The sequence below is a fragment of the Planococcus sp. 11815 genome, assembly GCF_051096385.1.
GTDB lineage: Bacteria > Bacillota > Bacilli > Bacillales_A > Planococcaceae > Planococcus > Planococcus citreus.
The window spans coordinates 2585515-2598425 of sequence record NZ_CP096991.1; the positions used below are offsets into that span (position 1 = coordinate 2585515).

The 12911-nt window shown below is 46.5% G+C and carries 7 protein-coding genes; all 7 read right to left on the bottom strand.

The window, feature by feature from the left end; all coding sequences use genetic code 11:
• Positions 1-577 precede the first annotated feature (577 nt).
• Complete coding sequence (locus M1Q06_RS13050; RefSeq protein ID WP_121298274.1) at positions 578-1282, bottom strand: hypothetical protein; 705 nt, start codon at positions 1280-1282, stop codon at positions 578-580.
• A 16-nt stretch (positions 1283-1298) separates the two neighbouring features.
• A complete protein-coding gene (locus M1Q06_RS13055) occupies positions 1299-3560 on the bottom strand; it encodes a cell wall-binding repeat-containing protein (RefSeq protein WP_434399913.1) in 2262 nt (753 codons plus the stop codon).
• Between the two features lie 269 nt (positions 3561-3829).
• A complete protein-coding gene (locus M1Q06_RS13060; protein ID WP_434399914.1) occupies positions 3830-5704 on the bottom strand; it encodes an LTA synthase family protein in 1875 nt (624 codons plus the stop codon).
• 1144 nt (positions 5705-6848) lie between these two features.
• Positions 6849-9221: a SpoIID/LytB domain-containing protein gene (locus tag M1Q06_RS13065; RefSeq protein ID WP_434399915.1), complete on the bottom strand. Its 2373-nt coding sequence runs from the start codon at positions 9219-9221 to the stop codon at positions 6849-6851.
• 192 nt (positions 9222-9413) lie between these two features.
• On the bottom strand, positions 9414-10799 hold the full coding sequence (locus M1Q06_RS13070) for a cell wall-binding repeat-containing protein (protein ID WP_121298283.1): 1386 nt from the start codon (positions 10797-10799) through the stop codon (positions 9414-9416).
• Between the two features lie 238 nt (positions 10800-11037).
• Positions 11038-12135 carry a glycosyltransferase gene (locus M1Q06_RS13075; protein WP_121298285.1) on the bottom strand — a complete coding sequence of 366 codons (1098 nt, stop codon included), beginning with the start codon at positions 12133-12135 and terminating at the stop codon, positions 11038-11040.
• Positions 12135-12857 (bottom strand): WecB/TagA/CpsF family glycosyltransferase, encoded by a 723-nt coding sequence (locus M1Q06_RS13080; RefSeq protein ID WP_434399916.1) that lies wholly within the window; start codon positions 12855-12857, stop codon positions 12135-12137. The genes M1Q06_RS13075 and M1Q06_RS13080 overlap by 1 nt, the downstream gene beginning before the upstream one ends.
• Positions 12858-12911: the final 54 nt, after the last annotated feature.

Consider the following 12911-nt stretch of genomic DNA (forward strand, 5'->3'; position numbering starts at 1 on the left):
TTTAAAAATAGTGGGTATAAATAATGCTTTTTCCGATAGATCTGAATATCAGAAAAAAATCTCTGATTTTTTCTAGTATTTTTTTACTTTTTGCTAGTTTTCTTGCAATGCTCTTCATTCAGAGAGCTTATTTATGGGAGTTCAAGAGTGGTGATTCGGAAATGAAGATTCGGTCAAAGAGCAGATGGTGAGGGTTTTAGTGCGGATATGTTCCAATGTTCTATTTGTGTTTCTTGTTAGTAGCCGCCGCCTTGCTTTGGGTTGGCCTTTGGCACTAAGCCAATGAAATGGCGAAAGGAAGTTGAGTCATTTCATTTGCGACGCATCTGCATAGCAGATGTGGGAGCAACGGTTCTTCTGCGATGCTCGAACACAGAGAAATTCGGTACATTGGCTCAACACCCGCCCCACGGCAAGCAGCCTCCTAGAACGCAGTCGAAAAGCGGAAGCTTTTCCACTCACTTCCTTTTGATTCCTCTTTTTCATTCAATTTTCATGCCACCAAAACTAAATAGCCCCTCTCTCTTTCATCCACACAAAAAAACCATCCACCAAGAGAGGCAGATGGTTCTTCGTATTATTTGTAGCTCACCAATTCAACAACAGATTCCTGTTTGTCATCTCCGTTAGCGACTACTGTTTTTTCCTGGATGAATCCAAGACCTGGCGCGAAATAACGCGTCATTGTCGTTACTTGGTCAGATGATTCGGATTTCAGGACTTGCTCGACGACCAATACGTCTTCGAATGTGCCCGCTTGTGTTTCCAGCGTTTCGCCGTTCGATGTAATAATCCATTCACCTTCAGTGCTGTTGGCTTCGTCGATCATGACGACCGGCGCACTCATCGGCACCAAACCTTCGATCGAAATGTCGCGCTCGCCTTCGAGTTCAGATGTTTCGATCAGCATGTTCATGGACGACTCTGTCCATTCAGTCACTTCGATCGTAGCAGCTTCGCCGAATGTGATTTCCTCGAGCACTTGGTTTCCGGATACTTCAAGAACTTCACGCGTCAATTCGAAGTCTTCCACTTGGAAGTTCTTGACGAGGCCGAGTTCTGGCATGTACAACTGGATACCTGTCGGGTCTGTCACTTCGATTGGTGCGTCTTCTGTTGATTCCACATCTGTTTCAGTTGTTTCTGTTTCCGCGGCTTCGGTTTCGGTTGTTTCTGTGCCGCCTGTGCCGTTGACTTTATCGTCTTCTGCAGAATCGGTCACAGCGGTACCACAGCCTCCGAGGAGGACGGCTGTGAGCAAAAGACCACTGAATTTCTTCATGTATTTAACCACCTTATCATTTTTGCATTGCGTTGATCGTTGTTTTAATAGACGAGTTGACTGCGCCGCCAATGTAATATGTGCGGTTGATCAGTTTCTCTGTGCTGTGTTGCGTCAATGAATCCGTTAGTGTAGATGGCAATGATTTATCGGGCACCAGGAAGAGTGGTGCATTGTAACGGGCAGAGACTGCGGATGATACAAGCGCATCCGGGTAGTTCGTGCCAGTTGAGACAATCAAACGGTTCGACATGAATTCATCTGCGAAGTAATCGATCGCAGCCGTTCCTGTTTCATAACGCGTTTTGCCTGATAGGCGGCGGACAGCGTCAGAACCAATTTCACGTTTCACGGCTGTTTCCAATGAAGCTGAAACTGCAGATGTACCACCGACGATGACGACTTCGTCACCGAAAGCTGTCTTCAAGCTGGCCGGTACGGCCTGACCATCGCCAACAAGAACAATCGGCCAGTTCTTAACTACAGCAATGCTGGCAGCAGTTAAAGCATCCGGATAATTATTGCCCGCGGTAACAAATACGCCATCAGTAGCAGGCAATTTTTCGTTGATTTTCTCATTTGTGTCATAGCGGGTTTGGCCAGACAAGCGTTCAACCGATAACCCCATATTCTTCAACTTGCTTTCTACAGAGCTAGAGAGCGCAATCGTACCGCCCACTATAATCACTTTATTGGCTTTTAAGCGTTTCAGCTCTTGTTCCACGGCTGGAGTAAGAGCATCCGTTCTGCTCAAAAGGATAGGAGCATTGCCGTAATGTGCCGCCAAAGGACCAGCTGACAATGCGTCAGCATATTGGTTCGATGTAGCTAAAACTACAGTTTTCTGACTCTTCGTAGATGCAAATCCGTTAGGGTAGAGCAACTTGGACACGGCAACGGCTGTATCGATGCGGCTCTTGCCTTGCACATTTTGCGGAGTATACGAATACTTGGTTTCATCTGTGTTCGTATAGATTACTTTCTTAGCCCACACATCATACAATTCCGAGTTCGGCCAGTTGCGGGCATAATCACGGGCTTCCTCGCGGTTGTAAAGGTGGACCATCTCGCCTTTATCTTTCGAACGGACGATGAAGTTTTTGCGTTTGAAGTTCGACCAGACGATATCGTCTTCGAGCGTCGACTCATCGATGACAGATGCCTGAGATAGTTTGCCGGCTCTGGCAATCGCCGCTTCTTCCTGGTAGAAACGATCCACTTCTTTATCGCTGCCGTCCAGGACGACAAATTTCTTCGGCAAGTAATTGGACCACAGGACGATTCCTGTTGTCGTATGGACAACTCGGGTGTTTTTCCATTTTTTCGCTTCGTTTACCGCTTCTTGTTCTGTCCCGAATAGATTATTGCTCATTTTTACAGATGGATGATAAATGCCATAGACTAATGGGCGGTCAACTGGTTCAGGATCAGGCTTCGTTGCGCCGTCCACTTTCCCGGTTTTCTTATGAATTACATAACTGCCTGAAATAGTTTTCGAATAATTCAACGCATCGGTTTTCGATGTATAATGCTTGATCGCTTTGCCGTTTTTATCGTTGACGACATAAACGTTGAAGAAATCATCTACGCCTTTTGCAACATTCGCTGCAATTTTCTGTTGGAACCAAGCTTGTTTGATCATCGCTTCTTCTGTCGGGTTGGACATATACCCGACTTCGAGTAGCACAGCTGGCACGTTTGATGTACGTGTTACGTAAAGGCTGTTTGCGACGATGCCGCGGCCTTCCTTAACGCCTGAGTTGATGACTGCGCGGTGCGTGTTCGTTGCCAAACGGCCGCTTTCCGGCGAGTAATGGCGTTGCAATACTGATGGTGGATATGACGAACTCGCATATCGATTATCGAAGTAATACGTTTCGTATCCACCGTATGTAGGTGAACCCGTCGCATTGTGGTGCACGGACATGAAAATGGTATTGTCATTATTTCCGCTTGCTATCATGCCGTTTGCGACTTTCATCCGCTCGACGAGATCCGCACTGGATGAAATGCGTGAAAACTGGACATCGGATGTTCTGGTCATGTGAACGACAAATCCTCTTTTCTCTAGTTCGGATTTCAATCGCTTCGACACTTCCATATTGGCGTGTTTCTCGTAATAGCCGGTCCGGTTTCCTGAGTAACCAGCCGTTCCGCCGTAAGCTCCTCCGTGTCCCGGGTCTAATATAACAGTTGGTTTACCGGCTGCCGAAGCAGTTCCGGTCCCCATTCCAATGGCTAGCAGCAGCAACAACACAAACAAAAGTTTCTTTTTCAATGCTACATTCCCCTCTTTCTGACCTAATAGTACGGGGGAAAATTAGGAGAAACAAGAGAATTTTACAATATTTTCTTAAAATGATTCTTTATACAGCGTTTAAAAGTGAATTTTTCAGACGCAAAGATAATAGTCCTATGTAAATTACGAAAAACCCTTTAATTGTATACACAATTTAGGTATTTATAATCAATATCTTTTTATTGATTATGCAATAAATTTGCATTATCATTCGTAAATTTGAATTAACAAAAAAAACCAGAGAAGAGTTAACTCTCTTCTCCGGTCTCTGCTTCTTCGTCGTCATCCAGGAAATTGCTCAGTAATGCATCCGAATGGTTTAAGATTTTCAACGCTCTTTCCTGCTGCTCTTCAATGATTTCAGGCTCCGGTTCGATTCGCTCCATCGTTTCGAAGTCGTAATAGCGTTCGGGATATCTGGCGTTTTGTCCCAAGTACATATGGTCGCCCGTGATATAGGAGCCTCCCGGCAAGTAATAGCGCACTGCGAGCAAGTTATTCTCGTATTGCAGCATATTATGCCCGACCATCGGGGCTTGCGGTTCAATGCCCATCAAATTCATGATGGTTGGCATCATGTCCACTTGCCCGCCAAAATTCGAATTCACTTCTGACTCGAGTAATCCAGGAGCTGCGACGATGAATGGCAAGAGGAATCGGTCTTTCAACGAATAAGTATGCCCGAGCAAGTCGGCCATCAGCTCGTTGTCCTCTTTTGTCATCGGCCGGCCATGAAGCCCTGAGTGGTCGCCATTGACGACAATCAGTGAGTCTTCATAAATGCCTTCCGCTTTTAGGAAATCGATGAATTCCCCTACCGCTTCATCGGCATACCGGATGGATTGCAGGTAATTTCCTGTGTAAGTATCCACGTATTCTTCCGGCAATTCCAAATACTTGTCTTGTTCACGCACTTCAAAAGGCGTATGGCTCGTTACGGTCATCAAGTTTGCATAGATTTTTTTCCCAGAGGCGATTTGCTCTTGTATTTCACCTTCTGCAAACTCGAACATCGTCCGGTCGGATGGCCATAACCCAATCAGGTCTTCATTCGGGATCTCCTCGCTCGAATACGCATAATCAAATCCAAGCGATGGGTACAATTCCGAGCGGTTCCAATACTCCAACTTGTCAGCATGATAAGTCGTTGTGTAATAATCACGCTCATTGAGCATATTGACAAGCGATGGCAATGGGCTGCCGTTCAAATAATTGACCGTCGGATCCAAACCTCTCGTCAACAGTGACATATGCAATAGCCACTCGGCATCGGATGTGTTGCCTGCGCCGATCTGTTGGAACATGCGGTCAAAATACAGGCTGTCGCTAAGCAGTTCATTGAGATTCGGCGTCAATTCCTGCCCATCGATCGATTGGTTAATGGCGAAGTTCTGCAAGGATTCGACTTGAATGATGAACAAGTGGCGATCTTTTGCGATGCCGAAGCGATCGTGTTCCGTATAAGGCACGAACTCATTGCCTTTCAACTTAGCCAGCTCCTCATCCGATAGCAAATGCATTTGGGCCGATGCGCTATTTTGCTGCGCTGCCTGGACCAATTGGGTCTGGACAAATCCTTGTTCCTTTGCGAATAAAGTCATATCCAAAATCGGCTTTTGCAAGGCGACCACTGTCGTCACCACGCTCAGCACCACCAGTACAAAAGCTGCTACGCTGATCTTCTTGCGGTTTTTCATTGTAAGCGGCCGGTTCCAGTATAAAACGAACAAAGCTATGTAGACGATGATATCTGCAAAGAACAGGAAGTCGAGCGGCGCATACAATAAGCTGACCGTTTCCATGACCGAGCCGGCTTGATCGCCTTGCTGAAGGTCAAAATAACTCGGCACGGTCTGGAAATAGCGCTCATACCAGACGATCGACACAAGAAGCGCCGAGACGAACAGGTTATAGATTAACGCCACGAGCGGGCTGACCCGGCGCAGCACGACGAACAATAGCACCGGCAAAAGCATGAATACCGGAAAATCGATGGCTATTAGGCGCAGCCAGGAGACTTCACCGTAGACCAGGGTACGGAATACCCCTAGCTTGATGAGCAGAATGACGGATAAAATCACTAAAACCAGCAACGGGGAATTAAGTTTTTTTGTCTTTTTCATAATAAACACCTCATAATCAATGAACCCATCATAGCATTTTTATTACAATTATTACAATAGCGCTAATATTAGGTAAAGACGCCAAACTGTGGCGCAAGGTTCCTTTATGCCCCCCATCCCTTGAGCGACAAGACATCGGTAGATTTTCACGACATTGAGATTTTACAGAAAATTATTATAGAAAATCAGGTAGATAGATTCCAGAGTTCTATTGAATGAAGTTAAAAATGACAGCGGGAAGTGCTTTTTCAGGGAGATAGGAGTGTTTGCATGCCAACCTGTTTTGACATTCGATTCTGGCTTCAGGTTGGCATTCGCCGCCTTGCTTTGGGTTGGCCTCTTGCCATAAGCCAAGAAGAACACTTGTCTTACGGCGTCGGCTCACCCTTTTACGCTAGGCGGCTTGGTGATTTCGTTGAGTCGAGTGTGTTTAGGTAGATCTGCTTCTATACCCAGTTGCCGGCTAGTGGGGGTATCACTTCCCGGACATATTTGAAGTGGATAGTGAGGGTTTACGTGTGAAGTGTTTCAGCATTCTACTTGTGCTTCAGCTTCGTAGTCGCCGCCTTGCTTTGGGTTGGCCTCTTGCCATAAGCCAAGAAGAACACTTGTCTTACGGCGTCGGCTCACCCTTTTACGCTGGGCGGCTTGGTGATTTCGTTGAGTCGAGTGTGTTTAGGTATATCTGCTTCTATACCCAGTTGCCGGCTAGTGGGGGAATCGCTTCTTACATTCTAGCGTCTGCCATGCTGGTGCTCCTATCGAAAACCTTGTCGATGGAACAGAACTAATTAGTCTCTCCACAGCAAAAGTGATTTGAGCTACACAACATAATGCATTTCTACATTTTCCATCGAGTGGACTGAAAAGTTTTTCTTTCCCTCTAAAACTAGAGACGAAGTGAAGGGGCCGACTCCGGGAGGATTAGCGAGACAATTGAGACCCTGCAGGAGCGTAGCGACGAAGCGGCTCAATGCGAGCCCTCCGGAAAGCGTGCCCCTGAAACGCAGTCGAAAAGCGGAAGCTTTTCCACCCTCTTCTTTTTCATGGAATATTTTCTCCTCATTCTCTTTTCAATCATTTTTTCCCACAAAAAAGCCGCCCTGGTGAGGACGGCTTTTTGCTATATCGTCTATGCCAACATTTACTTCACGAATTGTGATGTGTGTTCGATCGAGACGTTTTGGTAATAGAAATTCAAGATGTCCTCTGCGCTGTGGCCGGCTTGTGAGCGGTAATAGGATCCCCATTGGCTCATGCCAATGCCATGGCCGAAGCCTGTTCCATCCATGACGAAGCGGTCTGATGCATCCACGATGTCAAAGTCGACGCTCTTCAAGTTTGCTGCCCCCACCAATGTGCGGAAAGTGGTCATGCTCGGTTTTTCACCGGCTTTATATGTGACGATGGCTTTGTGCTTTTTCAAAGAAGAGCCGATGTACTCGTCACTCGCCGTCTTCAATGCGCTTGGAATGACTGATTCGCCTCCAAGGTAATAAGCCTGGTCTTTTGTCAGTTTGCTGACTTGCTCCATATGTTCAGCCGGCAAACGGTTTGGATCCGGATGCAGCATGAGGATCGGAGAATTCGTTTTCGCAGCTAACACAGATCCTGCGAGCGCATCGACAAATGAATGGGCATTGCCGACAACAAGGTTTTTGCCGTTCATCGGCAATAGGCGGTTGATTTCAAGGCTGGTATCCACACGGGTTTTGCCGCTGATCCGGTCACTGTGGATATCGAGTGCCTCTAAAGCACCTGCCATATTTTCAGAAATCGCTTCATTCCCCCCGATGATCAGTGCTTTCTCGGTTCCGCTTTGCTCCATGAATGAGGCGGTATTGCCTGAAAGGTTCTTGCCTGTATGAATCAGGATCGGCAACTGATGAACAGCTGCGTAAGCAGAAGCTGATAATGCGTCTGATGATTGATCATTTCCAGTAGCCATCAACACGGTTTGCGTCTGGCCGATTTCTTGTGCAATCAGCAATGACGTGTCGGTACGGCTTTTTCCGGCCAATCGCTTGATGTTAAAACCTTTATCAATTAAAGCCTGTTCAACATTTTCTGAAATAGCCAAAGTGCCTCCCAACAGGTAGATAGTAGCCCCTTGGACGGTTTGCTTTTCCAAGAACTCCTCTACAGAAGATGGCAAAGCGTCACTCTTGGTAAGCAACATCGGCGAGCCATATTTATGTGCCAGAACCGTTCCGGCCAATGCATCCGCAGGTACATCCCCGCGGCCCAATACGATAGCTGGCGCTTTTTCAGTACCTAATAATTCTTTTGCAATTTCGATGGCCGTGTCATAGCGGCTTTTACCAGCCAATGTTTTGGATGCTGCACCGGCTGCCATGTCGAAGCTCAAGGCCCCGTTTTTGCTGTTGCGGATATAATAATCCATTTCAAGCGTGATCGATTGGACTTTTCCGGTGTTCGCGAAGTCTTCGGTTTGGATTTTGTTGATGGAAGCGATTTTGATCGATTCGACAGTTGAATCCTGGGCTTTTGCTTTACTCAATAAATCTTTTTTAAAATTGTTGAACGCATTTTTGCTTTGCTCACCGACAAGCGTGCCATTCAGGTTCAATTCACCTATCGTATTCCACCAAGGAGCCGGGGCCATCAAATCGACAGTAGCCGGAAGCTGCTGCTTAAGCCAGTTGAGTTTCCATGGTGTTTGGGGATCGAATTCGTCTTTTTGCGTAGCAGAGAGATAAGGCAATTTGCTCGACCAATACTGTTCAGGCAGTTCTGTTTGTCCGCCATTGCTTGATGAGAAATAAGCGGTGACAAAACCTTTTTGGCCGTCTGCTTTTTTATAAGTGAGAATCTGCCCTTCTGTTTCATCGACTGCACGGTTTGTGTATTCGTAAACTGGATTGTAATGCGGGGAGAGCGGATCCCACATAAAGCCTTTATATACTTGGAAAGTTGTCGTATCGTCGATTTCCAATGTGCTTTGGCTCATCTTAGAGAAGATATAGGAACGGGCGACAATGGCTTGGGCTTTCAGTGATTCCATGCCCCGGTTCGCCCCCCAGCTGGCCGGGCTTTCGGATGGCACAACGCCTTTTAGGTAATCTTCAAATGGCAAAGAGTTCACGGGCTGTATTTTCGTAGTACCCGACATGCGGAAAAGGATGGTACCGAGATACGGATAGATCGTCTGGGATCCAGGTTTGTAAAGATGGATGTTATTGGCCTTTGAATAAACAGACGGTTCGATCGTCACCGTGTTCAAACCGCTTTTCAAGGTTTGGCTGCCTTTTTTCAATACCAATTTGCCCGATGACACTTGCACCTGGTAGCGGGTTCCTGCTGTTAACTTCACGGTTTTGTCTTCTTTTAGTTGTGAACTGCCTTGTGGAACGAAATCGTAGCTGCTGTTCGTGCCCAAATTATTGGTCAGCCGGACTTTGACTGTAAAATCATCAGCTGCCGAGACGTTAGCCGCCCCACCCGCAAGAACCCCGATAAACAACAACATGGCCAAACCCTTCAGTAAAATTCTCAATGCTTTTCCCCCTAGTTAGGCTATTTTAGATGAACATTCTCTCTTTTTTAACAGTATATTCTAGATTTTTATTAAAAGGTACATAAATTTTCTAAATATTTGTAAATAATACCACCTATAAATTCTGTTTTTGTTAAGTATCACTCGATTCCCTGTCTACGCGGGCAAAAAAAAATGGCCGAAGCCATTTTTTTAATCTGTGTAGGAACGGATTGTGACGATTTTCTTGTCCCAATGGCCCCAAGATGTGTCAAGTGGTGTGATTGTGACGCCTGTACTTGTTCCAGCATGGATGATTTTTCCATCACCGATGTAAATTCCGGCGTGTGATGGACGTGTCGGCGTGCTTCTTACCAAATCCAATAATACGATATCGCCGACTTTAACATTCGAATAGCTGACTGGTTTGCCGGACTGGGCCATCAAAGCAGTCGTTCTCGGAATCGAGATTCCGTTTTTATTGAAGACATACATCAAATATCCTGAACAATCAAATCCTGAAGTCGTTGTACCGCCCCAGCGATACGGTGTGCCGATATGTTTTTTCGCTTCATCGATAATATTAGAACGGATATCCACTGATGGCTTGACGACTGGTATCGGAGCCGGCTTTGGATTCGGGTTCAAGGCTTCTTTTGAAACTGCTACTTCCCCGCCAATGACTGTCAGTTTCTGTACGTTTTTGTTATTGATGATATCTTTTGTTTGGGAAGGCAATGCCGACTGTTTAACAAGTAAAATCGGCTTGTTCTGTTTCCCGCCCAATGCAGAACCTGTGAGTGCATCGGCAAATTGTTGCCCAGAAGCTACCAGGGAATCGTCAATGGTTTTTGGATACAGTTTCGCAACGACCGCTGCCGCCGTAGCGTATCGGTCTTTTCCTGAAATACGCTGCACTTTGGCTGATTGGCCAATTTTGTTGTAGACCGCTGAACTAACAGCGACCTCTCCGCCCACGACTGTTACATCCTCATAATTTTTTAATGCTTGCTCAACTTCTCTAGACAATTCTTTTCCGGATGTGAGAAGAATCGGCTTTCCAGTTTCTGCAGCATGAGAAGCAATCGACAAAGAATCGGCATAGCCGGATCCGCTCGCCACGATGGCAGAAGTCCCCCCGACTTCTTTGGCAATCAAGGCCGATGTTTCTGATCTGCTGCTTCCTGCAATTCGATCCACATTAATGCCTTTTGACTCCAATTGCTTGACCACTTGGTTGGAAATCGCAATTTCACCGCCGAGAATGGTTGCATTCTTAGCTCCGAGACGGCCAATTTCAGACATAATCGACGCCGGTACAGTATCTTTTTTCACCAACAGGATTGGCGCATTCAATTTTTTAGCAAGTGGAGCACCCGCGAGAGCATCCGGGTAATTATCGCCGATGACGAGCACGACATTATCGGTACTGTTAGCAGTCCATCCTTCACGTGATACCTGGATGGCCGTTTCATAACGATCCGATCCTGAGATGCGGTCAAACTTTTCATAGACGCTTGCTTCTGAACTGGAAGCGAAAGCAGTCACTGATAAAGCAGTTGCGGCGATCATTGTTCCAAACCATTTTGTCATTTTCATATGCTTCTTCTTCCCCCTGAGTTCTATAGTCTGCTTTTCTGTATTTATTAGGCAATTTTTTATTCTGAATAATTCAGAGTTTATCACTGAATTATTGAGATGAATATTACATTTATGTTACAGGGACGACAAAAAACCCTTTGAGACAGTGCTCAAAGGGCTTTAAAAACCGCGTCCTGTATAGGCTGAACGGTATATTTCATAATATTAACATTTTAAAATAAACAGGAGTAATTACCTAGTTTAACTTCAAAATAGCGCTATAAACTCGTTGGATTTCCCGTTGTAGATTTTCATTGGAAAAATTTTCTTTTGCAAAGCTCCGAAGCATGCTTCCCATTTCTTGCACATCCGCATCCATCGCCTTTTCCATCACGTGTTGAAGAGCATCTGCACGCCCCGGTTCAACGATCCATCCGGTTTTCCCTGGATCAATCAGTGCTGGCACGCCGCCAACATTTGTCGAGATAACAGGCGTTGCCATATCGGCAGATTCCAACAGCACCAGCGGAAAACTCTCACTATGTGAAGTCAATAAAGATACATCCGCCGCATATAATAATTGGTCGACATCCTTCCGCGCCCCCAAAAATTGCACGCGCTCTGAAATGCCGAGTGCCGCTGCCTGTTCACTTAGTTTCTGGCGTAGGTCGCCTTCGCCGATGACCCATAGTTTACACGGTCGATCGATTCGTGAGAGTGCATTAAGTAAAATATCATGGCCTTTGACTGGATGAAGACGTGCCACAATGGCAAAGACGAACTCATCTTCTCGAGTCTCGAGGGATTCGCGAATGGCTCTTTGATCAAATTCCGGCAAGGTTTCATGGAAATTGATGCCATTGAATACCGGCGTGATTTTCTTCGATTCGACGCCCATTTGGATCAGCATATCCTTAAATTTCTGCGATACGGCAAACAAATGGTCCGCACGGCGCATCGCCCGCTGGTTCAAGATAGTGAACACTTTTGCGAGCGGCTTGGGCTGATGAAGAAAATCGAGCGTTGGATCGCTGTGTACCGTGATGAACCACGGCATGCCCAGCTTTTTATAGACCGAGTCGATCAGAAAATTGGCACGTGCCCCGTGGGAATGGACAATTGAGAATCCGCCTTTTTTCAAGACCATCAAAATCTTGCGTGGGGCTGACCGGTCAAGACGGCTGTTTTGCTGGACGACCGTTACTGGAATCCCCATTTTTCTTGCATCTTCTGCAAATGCGCCTTCTGTCAATAATAGCAACTCTGCTTCTACGGGAGAGTTCGTCAATAGCTGCAATAAATGCTTTTTGGATCCGCCGGTTTCGCCGCCGCTGATGACATGAAGTACTTTCATCAGCGTTTTCCCCCTTTATCGCGCACAGCTTTGATAAGAAATTGCGGGAGCGCCATTTGGCGTTTGATACGCGTAGGCTGGCTCGCCAGACGGTAAAGCCATTCGGTTCCCGTGTTCAAGAACAGCTTCGGCGCGCGTTTAACATTGCCGCTGTAGACATCGAAACTGCCGCCCACGCCTTGGAAGATATTGACGTCCAACCGCTCCATGTTTTCACGGATGAACAATTCCTGTTTCGGGCTTCCGAGCGCGACGAATAAGATCTGCGGTTTTGCTTCATTGATGGCTTGGATGATTTTCTCAGGGTCTTTTTCATAGCCGTCGAGTGTCCCGGCGACGATAAGGTTCGGGTATTTCGCTTGGATGTTTTGTGCAGCCAGTTCCACAGTCGCCTTTTTCGCCCCGTACATGAAGATGCGGTGGCCGTGTTTATCGGCGAGTTGAAGCAGCGCATCCATCATGCCGATGCCTGTCACGCGTTCGCGAATCGCGCCGCCACGCATGCGGGAAGCGATTTTAATGCCGACTCCGTCTGGAATCTGGTAGGTCGATTCGTTCAACAGTGTCCGGAGTGCCGGATCTTTTGAAGCCATCATGACTTTTTCAGGGTTGATCGCAACGATGCGTGATTTGCGCCCTGTTTCGATATCGTTTTGGATGTTATCCAGCAATTGCTGCTCGGTTTCTTTATTGACGGTGACGCCTAAAATTTCTTCTTTCATGTAGTTCGTGCCTCCATGCAAAACCGCATTTCCAAAAGCTTGAAAATGCGGCCG